The sequence below is a fragment of the Mycobacterium montefiorense genome (assembly GCF_003112775.1).
Lineage (GTDB): Bacteria > Actinomycetota > Actinomycetes > Mycobacteriales > Mycobacteriaceae > Mycobacterium > Mycobacterium montefiorense.
In genome coordinates, this window is the sequence record NZ_BFCH01000020.1 from 1 (window position 1) to 15,730 (window position 15,730).

The window sequence follows — 15,730 nt, forward strand, 5'->3', positions numbered from 1 at the left end:
GGGGAGGCGGCGGGGGAGGAGCGTCCGGCGGAGGCGCGTCTGGCGGAGGCGGAGCCAGTGGGCCCGGGTCGCCGTTGAGGCCCGGCACGTCGAGACCGGCCGGTGCGGGAACGACATCGCGCGGAGTGGGAGCCGACAGCCCGCCACCGCACACGGGCCAGGCGCCCCGGCCCTGCGTCGCGAGTACTCGTTCAGCGACCGCGATCTGCTGTTCCTTGGTGGCCAGCTGAGCCGACGGGGCGTACTCGCCGCCGCCATGCGAGGCCCAGGTGCCGGCGTTGAACTGCACGCCGCCGAAATAGCCGTTGCCGGTGTTGATTCCCCAGTTACCACCCGATTCGCATCGGGCTACCTGGTCCCATTCGCCATCCGTGGCAGCGGCTGCTTGACCAGTCATTGCGATGCTGCCGCCACCAAGTACCGCCCCGGTAAAGGCGATCTTGGCGACGCTGATGTTGGATGTCGTGGGCTTGCGGTGACGTCCCATACGCGCCGAAAGTTTCCTCTCTTCACGCGCCTGCGAGGTCAGCTGTCGGGTTCGGGTTAGAGAGGCCACCCGGCCAACGTCACCTCCCAAGAGCCGACGTCGGCTTCACCCCAAGGAGCCGCAAGCGACTCCAGTCCGGCGGACCGGTGGGTCCCCCGTCTCCATCCACATTTCGGTGTCCCCCGCCCATTGGATGGAGCTCGGCGCGACGGGCAGGGGAGGAACGCCACTTGGTTTAGCTGGGCGAGCCTCCGGAGACGGTAACCGGTTCTGTTGGCCCCGTCACCTTCTGCGCTACCCGGCGTTTCCCATCCGGACATCTTCGAAAGCCGCAGGAGCACCTAGAATCTGCGCAGGTCAACGCAGCCCGATATCGGGCCGTGTCCGCACCGTTATCATTCCGTTACGTGAGCTATCTCACAAAATCAACCGCCAGCGAACGGTGGTAACACGTCGATCGTGTTACCTGACCGCAACGCTTCGGTCTCGTCGCGAACCGCGATGCCGTTGCAGAGATACGAGCATCGGCTCAACACGGTTGCGAGCTGGGTACCCGGAACCGCGAGTCCTTCAACCAACTCGGCCATCGTGGCGCCCTCACGCAGCACCACCATTTGCGATTCGGCTCCGGCCGCAGCGCGTGCGGCCGCGAAGTAGCGGATCGTCACCTCGATGCCGTCCGCATCGACGGGGAGCTCAGCCACCGATCGCGCTCATCGGTCGGGCGGGCTGGACGAAGTTCGGATCGTTGATTCCATGGCCGGCGGGCTTGCCCCACATCGCGGTGCGCCAGGCGGCCTCGATCGCGTCGTCGGACGCCCCGCCGCGCAGCAGGCCTCGCAGGTCGGTCTCGTCGGTGGAGAACAGGCAGCTGCGGATCTGGCCGTCGGCCGTCAGGCGGGTGCGATCACAGGTCGAGCAGAAGGCGTGTGACACCGAGGCGATGACACCGAACTTTCCGGCCGGCGTATTCGGGCCGGTGTCGGCCAGCCAGAGCTCGGCCGGCGCTGAACCACGCGGCGCCGGGTCCGGACGCAGCCGGAAGTGCGGCAGCAGCGCCGCCAGCACGTCGTCGGCCGTCAGCGCCGCATCGCGGCGCCATCGGTGCCCGGCGTCGAGCGGCATCTGTTCGATGACGCGCAACTGGTAGTCGTGCTCGAGGCAGAACCCCAGCAGCTCAACGACATCCTCGAGGCCGGTGGCGGGATCCAGCACGGCGTTGACTTTGACCGGCGTCAGCCCCGCTGCCTTGGCGGCGGCCAGACCGGCCAGCACGTCCGCGAGCCGGTCCCGGCGGGTGATCGCCGCGAAACGCTCCCGGTTCACGCTGTCCAGCGAAATGTTGACCCGATCCAGTCCCGCCGCGGCCAGCCCGGCGGCCCGGCGCGCGAGCCCGACGGCGTTGGTGGTCACCGAGATCTCGGGACGAGGCCGCAATCCGGCTGCCGCAGCGACCACCTCTTCGAGGTGGCGGGCCAACAGCGGCTCACCTCCGGTAAAACGCACGCTGGTCACACCGAGTCGGGTCACGGCGATATGCATCAGGCGGGCCAGCTCATCGGGTCGCAGCAGCGCCTGACCGGGCAGCCAGTCCAGGCCTTCGGCCGGCATGCAGTAGCTGCACCGCAGGTTGCAGCGATCGGTCAGCGACACGCGCAGATCGGTAGCGGCCCTGCCGTAGGTGTCGAGCAGCGGGCCTTCGGTCGGTACATCCGCGGCGTCCAGCGGTGGGCCGCCCGTCGGGCTCCGCACCGTCGGCACACCCAGTGCGGTCAGCGTCATGCGGGCACCCGTGCGAGTGGAGCCGGCGAACCAACCGGAACGATCTCCTTGCCCAGCGGCATCAGCGATACCGGGATCAATTTGAGGTTGGCCAGCGCCAGCGGAATCCCGATGATCGTCGCCGCCATGGCCGCCGCGCTCACCAGATGACCGATCGCCAGCCAGACGCCGAACAGCACTATCCAGATGACGTTCCCGATCAGGGCGCCGGTTCCGGCGGTCGGCTTGTCGACGATCGTCCGGCCGAATGGCCATAACGCGTACGAGGCGATGCGCAGCGACGCAAACCCGAACGGAATCGTGATGATGAGCAAGAAGCTGACGAGCGCCGCAACGAGGTATCCGACGGCCATCCAGAGGCCGCCGAATACAAGCCAGATTATGTTCAGAATCAGGCGCATATCTCCTCCAGCAGTACTGCCAGCCTAGCGAGTAACACCGAAACTGGCGTGCTTGCCGCCCAACCACCCGAGTAGGATCTGAATCCGCATCGCGTCCTGCACAGGCGGGACGCTTCTTGTGTGTCCATTCCTAGTTATTCCTTCAGACAAGCAGGTGAGACCAGTGCCGACCGGCAAGGTTAAGTGGTACGACGCCGAAAAAGGGTTCGGCTTCCTGTCGCAGGAAGAGGGCGAGGACGTTTACGTCCGGTCGTCGGCGTTGCCCGAGGGTGTGGAGGGCCTCAAGGCAGGACAGAAGGTGGAGTTCGGCTTGGCTTCTGGCCGGCGCGGACCGCAGGCGTTGAGTCTCAAGCTGATCGATCCGCCGCCCACCCTTGCCAAGACGCGCCGCGAGACGCCGGTCGAGCACAAACACGGGCCCGATGAGCTGCACGGCATGGTCGAGGACATGATCACGCTGCTGGAGAGTGCGGTGCAGCCCGAATTGCGGAAGGGGCGTTACCCCGATCGCAAGGTGGCGCGTCGCGTCTCCGAGGTTGTCAAGGCGGTGGCCCGGGAGCTCGACGCCTAACTCGGACCGAGTACCGCGTCTAAGTTTGGGTACTCCATCCTCGCGATAATCATGTAGCGAGGAGGCTGCGATGGCACAGCAGGCGCAGGTCACCGAGGAACAGGCGAGAGCTCTCGCCGAAGAGTCTCGCGAAAGTGGTTGGGATAAACCGTCCTTCGCCAAAGAGCTGTTTCTCGGTCATTTTCCATTGGAGCTGATACACCCGTTCCCCAAACCGTCTGACGCCGATGAGGCACGCACCCGCGCGTTTCTGGCCCAAGTACGGGAATTCCTGAACACCGTTGACGGCAGTGTCATCGAGCGCGATGCGCAGATTCCCGATGAATACGTCAAGGGCTTGGCCGAATTGGGTTGTTTCGGCATGAAGATTCCGTCCGAATACGGCGGACTGAACATGTCGCAAGTCGCCTATAACCGGGCGTTGATGATGATTTCGTCGGTTCATCCCAGTCTCGGTGCGCTGCTGTCGGCGCACCAGTCGATCGGGGTGCCTGAGCCGCTGAAGCTCGCCGGCACCGACGAGCAGAAGCGGAAATTCCTGCCGCGCTGTGCCGCTGGCGCCATCTCGGCATTTCTACTCACCGAACCGGACGTGGGTTCCGACCCCGCGCGGCTGGCCGCTACGGCGACGCCGGTGGACGACGGGCAGGCCTACGAACTCGAGGGTGTGAAGTTGTGGACCACCAACGGCGTGGTCGCCGAACTGCTCGTGGTGATGGCCCGGGTGCCCAAGAGCGACGGGCATCGCGGCGGCATCAGTGCTTTCGTGGTGGAAGCGGACTCGCCCGGGATCACCGTGGAGCGACGCAACAAGTTCATGGGATTGCGCGGCATCGAGAACGGTGTGACCCGACTGCACGCCGTCCGGGTACCCAGCGAGAACCTGATCGGGCGGGAAGGTGATGGCCTGAAGATCGCGCTGACCACGCTCAACGCCGGACGGCTTTCGATCCCCGCGAACGCGACGGGGTCGTCCAAGTGGGCGCTCAAGATCGCACGTGAATGGTCCGGTGAGCGGGTTCAGTGGGGCAAGCCGTTGGCCAGACATGAAGCGGTGGCGCACAAGATCTCGTTCATCGCGGCCACCAACTATGCGCTCGACGCCGTGCTCGAACTGTCTGCCCAGATGGCCGACGAAGGGCGCAACGACATCCGCATCGAGGCAGCGCTGGCCAAGTTGTGGTCCAGTGAAATGGCGTGCATCATCGCCGACGAGCTGCTGCAGATCCGCGGTGGCCGCGGCTACGAAACCGCCGAATCCCTGGCGGCGCGCGGCGAGCGCGCGGTACCGGCCGAGCAGGCGCTGCGCGACCTGCGGATCAACCGCATCTTCGAGGGATCCAGCGAGATCATGAAGCTGCTCATCGCCCGGGAAGCCGTCGACGCCCACTTGAGCGCCGCCGGTGACCTCGCAAAACCTGACACGAAATTGCGGGAGAAGGCTGCCGCTGCGGTCGGCGCCAGCGGGTTCTATTCAAAGTGGTTGCCGCAGCTGGTATTTGGTGAAGGGCAGCGGCCCAGGGCATACAGCGAGTTCGGTGCGCTGGCGTCATATCTGCGGTTTGTCGAACGCTCCACCCGCAAGCTGGCCCGCAACACCTTCTACGGGATGGCGCGCTGGCAGGCCAAACTCGAGCAGAAGCAGGGATTCCTGGGACGCATCGTCGATATCGGCGCCGAGCTGTTCGCGATGTCGGCGGCATGCGTGCGTGCCGAGGGGCAGCGTGTCGCGGACCCCGTCTTGGGGCAGCAGGCTTACCAGCTGGCCCAGGCGTTCTGTCAGCAAGCGACCTTGCGAGTCGAGGCGCTGTTCGACGCGTTGTGGACCAACACCGACAGCAGCGATGTGCAGCTGACTCGCGAGGTGATCCAGGGCCGGTACAGCTGGCTGGAGGACGGCATTGTGGATCAGTCGGAGGGCACCGGGCCGTGGATCGCGCACTGGGAAGCAGGCGAGTCGACCGAGGCCAACCTGGCTCGGCGGTATCTGGCGGTGTCCGCGTCGACGGGCTCGGTCGCCAAGTAGCAGAATTGTCGCCATGGCCAGCTACGTTGCCGGTGCCGGCGAATACACCCGCGACACCAACTACATCGCCACCCGCATCACCGCCGACGGGCGCGACGGCTATCCGGTGGAGCCGGGGCGGTATCGGCTCGTTGTCGCCCGTGCCTGCCCGTGGGCAAACCGCGCGATCATCGTCCGGCGATTGCTGGGGCTGGAAGATGTTCTCTCCATTGGATTTTGCGGCCCCACGCATGACCAGCGCAGTTGGACATTCGACCTCGACCCTGGTGGGGTCGACTCGGTACTGAAGATCCCGCGACTGCAGGACGCCTACTTCAAGCGCTTCCCCGACTACCCCAAAGGGATCACCGTCCCTGCGATCGTCGACGTCGGAACCGGTGCGGTCGTCACCAACGATTTCGCTCAGATGACCCTGGACTTGTCCACCGAGTGGACTGCCTACCACCGCGACGGTGCGCCCGAGCTATACCCCGAGCGGCTGCGCGGCGAGATCGACGAGGTGAGCAAACGGATCTACACCGAAATCAACAACGGGGTGTACCGGTGCGGCTTCTCCGGCTCGCAGGAGGCCTACGAGGCTGCTTACGATCGGCTGTTCACCGCGCTGGATTGGGTAAGCGATCGCCTGACCAACCAGCGATACCTGTTGGGCGACAGCATCACCGAGGCCGATGTGCGACTGTTCACCACGCTAGCCCGCTTCGACCCGGTCTACCACGGGCACTTCAAATGCAACCGAAGCAAGTTGAGCGAGATGCCGGTGCTGTGGGCCTACGCGCGTGACCTGTTCCAGACGCCGGGTTTCGGCGACACCACCGACTTCGTCCAGATCAAACAGCACTACTACATCGTGCACGCCGACATTAACCCGACCCGAATCGTGCCCAAGGGCCCCGACCTGACCAACTGGCTCACTGCGCATGGCCGGGAAACACTGGGAGGAAACCCTTTCGGAGACGGAACGCCGCCCGGGCCGCCGGTCGACGGCGAGCGGGTGCCAGCCGGCCACAGCGCATGACTGGACCCGAAGGACGATCGGAAGCTGGTCAACGCAGGTGGACGGACTCACGTGCGACCTAAGAGGATTCCTTCGATGTTGCGCTCTGCGAGCGCCGTGATGGACATGAACGGGTTGCAACCCAGGTAACCCGGCAACAGGGATGCGTCGTTGACATAGAGCCTGTCGTAGCCTTTAACCCTGCCGTAGGCATCGGTGGCTTTGCCTCGAACAACTCCGCCCAGTGGATGAACAGTGTTGGCCGCGAAGGCATTTCCCTGGAAAAGGTCGTCTCGGTACTCCACGCCGTTGGCTTGTGTGACCTTGTCGAAAACGACCTGTGCCTTGTCGTGCAAGTGATCGGTGTGACCCCGCGGCCAGTTGATGGCGATCGAGTCGGAATCCGGGTTATAGACGGCCTCAGCGCGGTCACCGGTCCGCACCATGACGTAGTAACCCAACGCGAATGTCTCGACGGGAAGCGGGATGGAGAACATACTGGCGTATACCGGCTTATCCGGATCGTCGCGCCCGTCCAGATTGATCAGTCCCATCAAGGACTGCTGAGTACCCGCAGGATCGGTGGGCGCAAGTGCGTGGGCGACCATGATGTCACCGTTGTTCCCGTATCCGCGGCCGATCTCTTCGTTCAGATTGGGCAGAGTCCCGGTGTCCCGCGCACGGAGTAGCAACTCCGTTGTACCGAGCACTCCGGCGTTGAGGTGCAATTCGTTGCAGCTGATTTCGGACTGGCCGACATGTTCCCCGTATCGGCCGATTTCGCGGATGGAGATCACGTATCGACCCGACCGCTCACGCCGGATGCGGATTACCTCGGTCAGCGGCTTCAAAGTGGCCTTGCCGGTCGCCAACGCGGCTGCGATGTAGGTCTGGTCAACACTGCCGGACCTGCCATAGTTGTTCCCGAATTGTTGTTCAAAATCGAAGGCTGAGCGTGGAACCTCGCCCGCCTCTTCCTTTTTCATGTAGTCGAACGAGTAGGCGCTGCCGTTGTAGTCGACGCGGTAGCCGGCATTCGCCGCGTACTGGCGTCCCACTCGGGCGTATTGGAACCAAGGCGTCTGCTCAAACCAGTCCATGTCGCGATAGCTGATCCGCAGCATCCTCTTGGCGCGTTCGGTGTACTTGCCCAAGAATAGATTGGAGTCGATATCTGGGAACGCCTGACTAACCTGAGCGTGTGTCGGGATTGCGGCAATTGCCGCGTTGATCATCGATCCACCGCCAACGGCAATTCCGCGGTATATCGTGTGGGCGCCTTGAGTGACCTTTTGGCAGATTCCAGCCTGAACGCGCTGCGGTGACGGAATCCGTCTGACCACGTCCTCTACCGAAACGCCGTTGTACGACGACACCAGACTCGGCGGGACGTTCGTGAACCAGCCAGCACGATTATCGGCCGGCAACATTCGTGAGAAGCGTTTGCCATCGGGATCGGGCGAAGTCCACCATCTACCCTTTTCCAGGATAAGGGTCTCGATCCCGGCTTGGGCGAGCCGTAGCGCTGAGACCCCGCCGCCATAGCCGCTGCCTACCACAATGGCTCGGTAGTGTGGCCGCAGAACGCTTGACTCGCTTCGCTTTTGAAGTTCAAGTATGTCGGCTCCAAGAGCTGCTCCGGCAATTCCGGTGGCGGCACCAAGAAAATGTCTTCGCGATAAGGCCGGCGAGCGTGGTGAACGGCGCACTTCGGGATGTCGACGAGGTTCGCACTTATGATGTTTGCCCATCGGTTGGCTAACCTGACGGCGTGATGAGGCCGGGCTTGAGTGCAGCCAACCGGATGTCGCCGCCGTAGCAGTCGAGCACACGTCGATCCATCACTCGTCGCCACAGTGGTGGCAACAGGGCCAGTAGCAGCATGTTGGCGTACCCCCCGGGCAGTTGGGGTGCTTTGTCGACATCTCGCAATACCTGGTAGTTACGTAGCGGATTGCTGTGGTGATCGGCGTGCCGTTGCAAGTGGAACAGCAAGATGTTGGCGATAAGCGAACTACTGTTCCAGCTATGGGAGGGTGTCACTCGTTCGTAGCGCCCGCTGGGTTTCTTCCTTCGCCGCAGCCCGTAGTGCTCGATGTAGTTGACTGTTTCCAGGAGGCAAAAGCCGATGATCGCCTGTCCTACCAGCCAGGGCAGCACCACCGGGCGAAACCATAGGGCGAGCCCGCTAAACAGTGCGGCGCTGAGCAGCCAGGCGGTGAGCAAGTTGTTGTTTGGTGTCCAAAAAGGCCTTCCGGTCTTGGCCAAGCGGCTCGCCTCCAGTTTCCACGCAGAGCGCAGACCGCCTCCCACCGACCGAGGAATGAAGGCGTAAACGCTCTCATGTAAGCGCGCACTGGCGGGGTCCTCGGGAGTGGCTACTCGGACATGGTGTCCACGGTTGTGCTCAACCAAAAAGTGGCCGTACCACGTTTGGGCGAGCGTGATTTTGCTCAGCTGCCGTTCGGCCTGGAGTCTTGTGTGGCCTAATTCGTGGGCGGCGTTGATCGCTAGGCCTCCGATGAGACCGACAGTCGTCATCAGGCCTACTTTGTCGACGAAATTCATCGTGACCCAGCCGCCACCGGCCCATAGCCAGCAGGCAAATACCAGCGATAGGTACTGATTTGGCACATACAGGTAAGTGGCCCAGCGGTAAAACCGGTCGCTCTGTAGGCGGGCGACGACGTTCTCCGGAGCATTGGATCGATCCGGCCCGACCAGATGATCGATAATCGGAACGACCACGAAAGCCAACAGTGGTGCGCCCCACCAGAATATCCCGAATCCCGTAGCCCGCACGGCCACCCATGACACAAAGACAAGTAGTGGGACAGCCGATGGGAGCAGCCAGAGGAACCGCTTGGGGTCATGCCAGCTGGTGGCCGAATGGTGTGGTTGACGTGGCAATCCTGTTGTGCTGCATGATAATTGGAAGTTCATATCGTCTACGCAGTTCACTTTCGTCAAATTCAACCGTCGTATTCCTGACCAAGGGATATATGGGCCGTTAAGGCCTCCGTAACCCGACGCATTACCTCCTTATCGTCGTGTTGACTGCGAAACCACAGTCGCGCGCCTACCACTCGCCATATCTGGCGGGCGAAAAGATGGTAATACCAAGGCAATCAACGGGATTCGTCAAAACTCATCCATAAATTCGCAGATTCACGCCTCTAACCATCGGAGAACGGATATCGCCATACCAACAATCTGTGTTCGAACGCATGCTGCAGTCGACGGGTGCCATCAGCCCCGCGCGGTGCTCGCAACCGGCAAAGGGGGCAGTGACTGTCTTACCAATGGACCATGCCGATTGTATCAAATTGTGACGATCGTATATGACTTTGCCTCAGCAGTGGCCGCGCGGGCAAGCCGGAGTCATGCCTAAATCGCTGCAGGGCAAGGTCTCGACCAGCCGTTTAAGTTGCCGGCGCTAGTGCGTCATCCGCACGGACCATTCCGCGTGCGGGACATCATGCAGTTCACCTGCCGGGTCGACCACCAAGGTCAGCAGTTGCACCACTATTCCGGTGAGCCGTCCCCGTTGTGGGTCGACCGACGGGATCGTGACGGCGAGCCGGGTGCCCGGACGAAACATCGTGGTCGCGGTGTTGGCGGGGTCCTCATACACCTGCAGCAGCCGCCACGGCGCCCGCGAAATCGCCTCGGGGACCGAGAGTTGCACCGGGTAGTTATCGCTGACTCGCAGCTCGCCCTGAGCCTGCGGTTGCTGACAGTCGTCGAGATTGAGCACGTTGCAATACAGGTAGGGTCCGACCCGGATCAACTGTCCGTGCGAATATGCGCTGATCTCCGGCCGCTGCGGGCCGGGCTTGCGCAGGAGCCACCAGGTGCCGACTCCGGCTCCCGCCGCAAGCAACGTCACCACGACCGCAAGCAGCACGGCCATGCCACGTTTCACTCCGGCACCGCCGCGGACATGCCGCTGTCGCGGCGGATGCCTTCCTGCTCGACCATCACCGGCCGGTTACCTCCGAGGCCCGGGATCAACGAGTTGCCGCGGAAGCTGACGACCGTCTGCGCCAGTCCCAGGATCAAAATCGCACTGACGGCCGTGAAGCCTACCCACAGCTCGGTGTAGACCATCACACCCACCGCGCCGCCCAGCACCCAGGCCAGCTGCAGCGTCGACTCCGAACGCCCGAATCCGGACGCCCGGGATTCCTCGGGCAGGTCGTCTTGCAGCGACGCGTCCAGCGACGCCTTCGCGATCGCACTGGCGCCGGATGTGACCAGGGTGGCGATCGCGGCCGCCACCAGGGTGCCGGCCACCGCGGCGGCCCAGGCAACCGCGCACACCGCCACGGTGCAGCGCACCACCAGCACAGCGGGCCTGCCGAGTTTCAGCCGTGCGCTGGTGAAGTTGCCAACGAAGTTGCCGATTCCGGCCGCGGCGCCGATGATGCCCAGCATCGCGAGCTGAGCCCAACCGTCGGCCTGGTGTGCTTTGGCGACAAACGCCGGATACAGGAACAAGAAGCCCACCATTACCTTGATGGTGCAGTTACCCCATAACGAGGTAATGATGTTGCGGCCCAACGGCTGTCGAAGTGTCCCGCTGACCTTCTTGACTTCGTGGTGCCAACTGCGTCGCGGTGGTTCGCTGTCCTGGTGATAGCTCAAGGTGGCCGGGACCTCGCCCGCAGTCACCTCGACCCATCGCGGAATCCGCATAGACAGGAAGGCGCCCGCCACCGTCACCGCCACGACGACGAACAATGCTCCGGGCAGCTTCAACAGGTGTGTGCCGGCGAACTCGAGGCCGCCGGCGATCGCGCCGCCGACGATGGTGCCGCCGAGCAGCCCGAACATGGTCAGCCGGGCGTTGACCCGCACCAGGTCGATGGTCGGAGGCATCACCCGCGGGGTCACCGCGCTGCGCAGCACGCTGAACGACTTCGAGAACACCATCATCGCGAGTGCGCACGGATAGAGCACCCACGACGGAAAACTGCCGCTGGCACCGTCGTAGTTCATGATCAGCAGCACTGCCAACGCGGTGCGCAGCGCGAATGAGAGAGCCAGCGCGACGCGTCGGCCGTGCTGCAAACGGTCCAGCGCCGGACCGATGAGCGGCGCGATCACCGCGAAGGGCGCGATGGTAATCAACAGGTAGAGCGCAACTTTGGACTTACTCTCGCCGCTGGCCGCGGCAAAGAACAGCGTGTTGGCCAGCGCGACGGCCATCGCGGAGTCGACCGCGGAGTTCGCGACCACCGGCCACGTCAGCGCCGTCAGGCCGGACTTGTCGGCGCCATCGGCGGTGGCCGCACGCTGGACCATCCAGTACATCCGGGAGCCCATCTCGCGGCTGCGCAGGGCCGCGGCGCGGGTGACGGTGATCCGTTCGCCGGGGGAGGGTTGACGCGGAGGTGGGGTGTCGCGGTTCGGTGGTTTCTGGCGACCCAGCGGCGGGAGGTAGCGATTGGCGCTGGGCGGCGGCGGTGGGCGGCGCGTGCGTCGATGGTCCGCGTCGTCGGTGGGGTAGTTGGCCATGCCCGGATGCGGACTTGCCGACCCGTTGCGGGCCCGTCGGCCCGGGTTAGAGCCCACACGGCCCGGATCATCACGCCGCTGTCCAGACACAAATCAATTCTGTCTTATGCCGAGGGTCAACCGGGCGTGGCTCGCCAACCTAGTATTGGAGACGCAATGTATGGAGAAGAAAGCGCGACCGGGCCCATCGAGGAATCCGCCGTGGCAACCGTGGCCGAGTGGCCCGAGGGGTTGGCGGCGTTGCTCAGGGGTGCTGTTGACCAGGCCAGGGCGGCCGTTGTGGAGTTCAGTGGACCAGACGCGGTCGGGGATTACCTGGGCGTCAGTTTCGAGGACCCGACTGCCGCCACCCATCGATTCTTGGCTCACCTGCCCGGTTACACCGGGTGGCAGTGGGCCGCCGTCGTAGCCGCCTACCCCGGCGCCGATCAGGTCACGATCAGTGAAGTTGTGCTGGTCCCGGGACCGACGTCGCTGCTGGCACCCGACTGGGTGCCCTGGGACCAGCGGGTGCGGCAGGGGGACCTGAGCCCCGGCGATCTGTTGCCGCCGGCCGCGAACGACGAGCGGCTGGTCCCCGGTTTCACCTCTAGCGGTGACCCGCAGGTCGACGAGACCGCCGCCGAAGTCGGGCTGGGCCGGCGTTGGGTAATGGGGCTGTGGGGCCGCGCCGACGCTGCCGAGCGATGGCACACCGGGGACTACGGTCCCGACTCGACGATGGCGCGGTCCACCAAACGCCTCTGCCGCGACTGCGGTTTCTTCCTGCCGCTGGCGGGATCGCTGGGCGCGATGTTCGGGGTCTGCGGCAACGAACTGTCGGCCGACGGACACATCGTCGACAAGCAGTACGGCTGCGGCGCCCATTCCGACACGCCTGCTCCGGCGGGCAGCGGATCGCCGATGTACGAGCCGTACGACGACGGTGTCCTCGACGTCATGGTGCCGCCGGAGCCACCCGAGTCACCGGTAGTGGTAGCCGACCAGCCCGAAGAATCGCCCGAAGCGTCGGCGGAGCCGGCGCAGCAACCGGCAGCGGAGCCCGAGGTTGTGGCCGAATCGCAGGAGGCTGCTGCCGAGTCGCTAGAGAAGCCCGCAGAACCGGCGGAGGCGGTCGCAGAGTCACCGGAGGCCGCGACGAACTCTGCGGACGCCGCGACGGACTCGCCCGACTAGCCTTTCGTTACCAACGCTCTTCCCGACCCCGCTTGGCGGGCGCTACTTGTGGTCGAGGAACGGGTCCAGAGCTGTCTGCGCGCCACGCACGCCACGGCGAGCACCCGCGAGCTGCAGCAAGAAGACCGACGTCCCTACCACGCCCGTTCCCAGCCCGGCCAGCGTGACCGGACGCCAACTCTCTAGGGCGGGAACAAGAAACGCGGCGGCCACGGCGATCAGCCAGCCGACGGCGCCGATCGCGATGAACGGCCACGCCTGCAGCAGCGCGGGCGGCAGTGGTGGCGGCTCGGGACTGTGGCCAGGTTCGGCACTCATCGCGATCAATCTAGCCCGCAGCCGATGTCACCGCGGCGCTGGCCGTATTAGGTTATGCGTCCTAGGCCACCGTTCGACGTTTCTCAGCCCGAATTCTCGTGTTCCGATGTAACCTCGCGCCATGCTTGACAGCGATGCGCGACTGGCGGCTGACCTGTCTTTGGCGGTGATGCGGCTTGCACGGCAACTGCGATTTCGGAATCCGTCCTCCCCGGTGTCGCTTTCGCAGCTGTCAGCATTGACGACGTTGGCCAACGAGGGCGCGATGACGCCGGGTGCCTTGGCGATTCGCGAACGTGTCCGGCCCCCGTCGATGACCAGGGTGATCGCTTCGCTGGCCGACGAGGGCTTCGTGGACCGCACCCCACACCCCGTCGACGGCCGGCAGGTACTGGTGTCGGTCTCTGAGTCCGGGGCCGAATTGGTCAAAGCGGCCCGGCGCGCCCGCCAGGAATGGCTGGCTGAGCAGCTCGCGACGATGGACAGCGATAAGCGCGCCACCCTTCGCGAGGCGGCCGACTTGATGTTGGCGCTGGTCGACGAAAGCCCGTGAGCCCGGGCCTGGATGTCCAGGACGTCGACGACCCCGACGACCCGCGGCTCGACGATTTCCGCGACCTGAACAGCATCGACCGGCGCCCCGATCTGCCCACCGGGAAAGGGCTGGTGATCGCCGAGGGTGTGCTCGTCGTGCAGCGCATGCTGGCGTCCCGCTTCACCCCGCATGCCCTGCTCGGCACCGAGCGCCGGCTCGACGAGCTCAAAGACGACCTGGCCGGCCCTGAGGATCAGGCGGCACCGTTCTACCGGACAACCGCCGACGTCATGGCGCAGGTGGTCGGCTTCCACCTCAACCGCGGGGTGCTGGCCGCCGCGCGGCGGGTGCCGGAGCCGGGCGTTGCCCAATTGGTCGACGGCGCGCGAACCATCGCCGTGCTCGAAGGCGTCAACGACCACGAGAACTTGGGCTCGATCTTCCGCAACGCCGCGGGCCTGGGCGTGGACGCGGTGGTGTTCGGCAGCGGCTGCGCCGATCCGCTCTACCGGCGCGCCGTTCGGGTGTCCATGGGACACGCGCTGCTGGTGCCGTATGCCCGCTGCGCGAACTGGCCCGCCGATCTCAAGACGCTGAGGGAGAGCGGATTCCGGCTGCTGGCGATGACACCGGACGGCGGGGCGTGCGCGCTGGCCGAGGCGATGGCGACGGCGCGCGACGACCGGGTTGCGGTGCTGGTGGGTGCCGAAGGGCCGGGGCTGACCCCGGCCACCCTGCGCTTGAGCGATGTGCGGGTACGCATCCCGATGTCGCGTGGCACGGACTCGCTCAACGTCGCAACCGCCGCGGCATTGGCGTTCTACGAGCGGGTTAGGCTCGGCGAGTGAGCGACAAACTCGGCCAACGCACCCAGTCTGTGCCCTGGGCAACGGGTTTGACGGTGGCGGGGTTTGTCGCCGCGGTGACCGGCGCCGCCATTGTGGTGCTCAGTCTCGGGCTGGTCCGGGTGCACCCGCTGTTGGCCGTCGGGCTCAATGTGGTGGCCGCCGGTGGACTGGCACCGACGCTGTGGGGATGGCGGCGCACACCGGTTTTGCGCTGGTTTGTACTGGGCGCGGGAGTGGGCGTGACGATCGCGTGGGTGGCGGTGCTCGCGCTCACCCTGTCCTAGCTAGCGCTGTCCGCCCGAGCGCACCCCGAGCAGCACGTCCTCCCAGGCCGGGATGACCGGCTTGCCCCGGCGGCTGTGTACCGGCGGTTCCGGCGTCGGGGCGGGTGCCACCTGCGCGGGCGCCGGCGCTGCGGGCTCTTCGAACTCGACGTGTGCCACTCGGGCAAGCGGCCGCAGCGGACGCTCGAAGGTGGGGTCGATCAGCTCAGTGGCCCCATCGTCGATCGCGGTGACCGTTCCGCCGTGGGCACCCGGCATGAAGCAGAAATGTGCCAGGTTGTCGGAACGCCCGACCTTCCACGCCAACTGCACGGTCCAGCGGTTGTCCTCATTGCGCCACGCGTCCCAGCTGAGCCCGCTGGGGTCCAGGCCGCGGGTGATCATCGCGGCACTGATGGTCTCCAGCAGCGTCATCACCGCGGGACCATCGGCAAGGATGGGATGCGCGGCGGTTGCCAGCTCGGCGGCGCGGTAGCGCTCCAGCAACACTGGGTGGGCGAACCGCCGGATCCGTGAGATGTCCGAGCCCGATGCCGCTGCGACCTGCTCGACGGAGGCACCGGCCCGGATCTTGGCCTGAATCTCTTTGGGGCTCAGCATGTTGGTGACTTCGATGTCGAGGTGCGGTTGCTCCGGCGACACCGCTTCCTTGCGCAGCAGGTCCCGCAGTCGATCGTCGGCCGGCAGCTTGAACCGCTCCGCGGGATCATTACCCTCGCAGATGACGAATTTGCTGTCGGCGTCGAGCCCAACCATCTTGAGTTCCCGCATGGCATCTCCTCGCA

Annotated in this window: 16 protein-coding genes, 1 pseudogene and 1 riboswitch; of the genes and pseudogenes, 7 read left to right on the forward strand and 10 right to left on the reverse strand. The window is 65.0% G+C overall.

From position 1 onward, the window contains the following. The 4 genes from DB708_RS19355 to DB708_RS19370 all read right to left on the reverse strand — a co-directional run. A partial coding sequence (locus DB708_RS19355; RefSeq protein WP_165839871.1) for a transglycosylase family protein occupies positions 1–487 on the reverse strand: 487 nt, incomplete at its 3' end. Between the two features lie 11 nt (positions 488–498). After that, positions 499–675, reverse strand: a riboswitch (cyclic di-AMP (ydaO/yuaA leader). 237 nt (positions 676–912) lie between these two features. After that, positions 913–1,191, reverse strand: coding sequence for a MoaD/ThiS family protein (locus DB708_RS19360; RefSeq protein WP_108924607.1), 279 nt, complete (start codon positions 1,189–1,191; stop codon positions 913–915). Continuing rightward, positions 1,184–2,269 carry a GTP 3',8-cyclase MoaA gene (gene moaA / locus DB708_RS19365; protein ID WP_108924608.1) on the reverse strand — a complete coding sequence of 362 codons (1,086 nt, stop codon included), beginning with the start codon at positions 2,267–2,269 and terminating at the stop codon, positions 1,184–1,186. The genes DB708_RS19360 and moaA overlap by 8 nt, the downstream gene beginning before the upstream one ends. After that, complete coding sequence (locus DB708_RS19370; protein ID WP_108924610.1) at positions 2,266–2,670, reverse strand: YccF domain-containing protein; 405 nt, start codon at positions 2,668–2,670, stop codon at positions 2,266–2,268. Before DB708_RS19370 ends, moaA begins: the two co-directional genes overlap by 4 nt. Positions 2,671–2,833: 163 nt before the next feature. Between DB708_RS19370 and DB708_RS19375 the strand changes: the two genes are divergently transcribed. From DB708_RS19375 to DB708_RS19385, 3 genes are all read left to right on the forward strand, one after another. Next, positions 2,834–3,241, forward strand: coding sequence for a cold-shock protein (locus DB708_RS19375; RefSeq protein ID WP_108924611.1), 408 nt, complete (start codon positions 2,834–2,836; stop codon positions 3,239–3,241). Positions 3,242–3,311: 70 nt separating this feature from the next. Continuing rightward, positions 3,312–5,267, forward strand: coding sequence for an acyl-CoA dehydrogenase family protein (locus tag DB708_RS19380; RefSeq protein ID WP_108924613.1), 1,956 nt, complete (start codon positions 3,312–3,314; stop codon positions 5,265–5,267). Between the two features lie 13 nt (positions 5,268–5,280). Further along, positions 5,281–6,285 carry a glutathione S-transferase family protein gene (locus DB708_RS19385; protein ID WP_108924615.1) on the forward strand — a complete coding sequence of 335 codons (1,005 nt, stop codon included), beginning with the start codon at positions 5,281–5,283 and terminating at the stop codon, positions 6,283–6,285. A gap of 47 nt (positions 6,286–6,332) precedes the next feature. Here the strand turns inward: DB708_RS19385 and DB708_RS19390 are convergent, their stop codons facing one another. The 4 genes from DB708_RS19390 to DB708_RS19405 form a co-directional block, all read right to left on the reverse strand. Beyond that, complete coding sequence (locus DB708_RS19390; RefSeq protein ID WP_235616858.1) at positions 6,333–7,499, reverse strand: GMC oxidoreductase; 1,167 nt, start codon at positions 7,497–7,499, stop codon at positions 6,333–6,335. Positions 7,500–8,022: 523 nt separating this feature from the next. Continuing rightward, a complete protein-coding gene (locus tag DB708_RS19395) occupies positions 8,023–9,207 on the reverse strand; it encodes an alkane 1-monooxygenase (protein WP_108924618.1) in 1,185 nt (394 codons plus the stop codon). Between the two features lie 493 nt (positions 9,208–9,700). Next, a complete protein-coding gene (locus DB708_RS19400) occupies positions 9,701–10,189 on the reverse strand; it encodes a DUF2771 domain-containing protein (protein ID WP_108924620.1) in 489 nt (162 codons plus the stop codon). After that, entirely contained in the window at positions 10,186–11,841 is a 1,656-nt protein-coding gene (locus tag DB708_RS19405) for an MFS transporter (RefSeq protein WP_108924622.1), read from the reverse strand. Before DB708_RS19405 ends, DB708_RS19400 begins: the two co-directional genes overlap by 4 nt. Positions 11,842–11,940: 99 nt before the next feature. Here DB708_RS19405 and DB708_RS19410 point away from each other — a divergent pair. Beyond that, positions 11,941–12,735: pseudogene (locus tag DB708_RS19410) on the forward strand (DUF3027 domain-containing protein); the annotation flags it as partial. Positions 12,736–13,002: 267 nt separating this feature from the next. Here DB708_RS19410 and DB708_RS19415 read toward each other — a convergent pair. After that, on the reverse strand, positions 13,003–13,278 hold the full coding sequence (locus DB708_RS19415; RefSeq protein ID WP_108924625.1) for a DUF2530 domain-containing protein: 276 nt from the start codon (positions 13,276–13,278) through the stop codon (positions 13,003–13,005). Positions 13,279–13,399: 121 nt separating this feature from the next. Here DB708_RS19415 and DB708_RS19420 point away from each other — a divergent pair, with 121 nt between their 5' ends. Genes DB708_RS19420 through DB708_RS19430 form a run of 3 tightly spaced genes read left to right on the forward strand, consistent with a single transcriptional unit; the run spans position 13,400 to position 14,945 of the window. Continuing rightward, the gene (locus DB708_RS19420; RefSeq protein ID WP_108924627.1) at positions 13,400–13,831 is read left to right on the forward strand and encodes an Rv0880 family HTH-type transcriptional regulator; all 432 of its coding nucleotides are present in this window, start codon (positions 13,400–13,402) and stop codon (positions 13,829–13,831) included. After that, a complete protein-coding gene (locus DB708_RS19425; protein WP_108924629.1) occupies positions 13,828–14,661 on the forward strand; it encodes a TrmH family RNA methyltransferase in 834 nt (277 codons plus the stop codon). Before DB708_RS19420 ends, DB708_RS19425 begins: the two co-directional genes overlap by 4 nt. After that, complete coding sequence (locus tag DB708_RS19430) at positions 14,658–14,945, forward strand: DUF2537 domain-containing protein (RefSeq protein ID WP_108924631.1); 288 nt, start codon at positions 14,658–14,660, stop codon at positions 14,943–14,945. Before DB708_RS19425 ends, DB708_RS19430 begins: the two co-directional genes overlap by 4 nt. Here DB708_RS19430 and sepH read toward each other — a convergent pair whose 3' ends face one another. Further along, a complete protein-coding gene (gene sepH, locus DB708_RS19435) occupies positions 14,946–15,716 on the reverse strand; it encodes a septation protein SepH (RefSeq protein ID WP_108924633.1) in 771 nt (256 codons plus the stop codon). Positions 15,717–15,730 lie beyond the last annotated feature (14 nt).

What these genes read in the sequence shown, in the direction of transcription:
- sepH (WP_108924633.1), bottom strand. Translation starts at nt 15,716, where the DNA reads ATGCGGGAACTCAAGATGGTTGGGCTCGACGCCGACAGCAAATTCGTC.
- DB708_RS19390 (WP_235616858.1), bottom strand. Translation starts at nt 7,499, where the DNA reads ATGATCAACGCGGCAATTGCCGCAATCCCGACACACGCTCAGGTTAGT.
- DB708_RS19420 (WP_108924627.1), top strand. Translation starts at nt 13,400, where the DNA reads ATGCTTGACAGCGATGCGCGACTGGCGGCTGACCTGTCTTTGGCGGTG.
- DB708_RS19415 (WP_108924625.1), bottom strand. Translation starts at nt 13,278, where the DNA reads ATGAGTGCCGAACCTGGCCACAGTCCCGAGCCGCCACCACTGCCGCCC.
- DB708_RS19370 (WP_108924610.1), bottom strand. Translation starts at nt 2,670, where the DNA reads ATGCGCCTGATTCTGAACATAATCTGGCTTGTATTCGGCGGCCTCTGG.
- DB708_RS19395 (WP_108924618.1), bottom strand. Translation starts at nt 9,207, where the DNA reads ATGAACTTCCAATTATCATGCAGCACAACAGGATTGCCACGTCAACCA.
- moaA (WP_108924608.1), bottom strand. Translation starts at nt 2,269, where the DNA reads ATGACGCTGACCGCACTGGGTGTGCCGACGGTGCGGAGCCCGACGGGC.
- DB708_RS19385 (WP_108924615.1), top strand. Translation starts at nt 5,281, where the DNA reads ATGGCCAGCTACGTTGCCGGTGCCGGCGAATACACCCGCGACACCAAC.
- DB708_RS19380 (WP_108924613.1), top strand. Translation starts at nt 3,312, where the DNA reads ATGGCACAGCAGGCGCAGGTCACCGAGGAACAGGCGAGAGCTCTCGCC.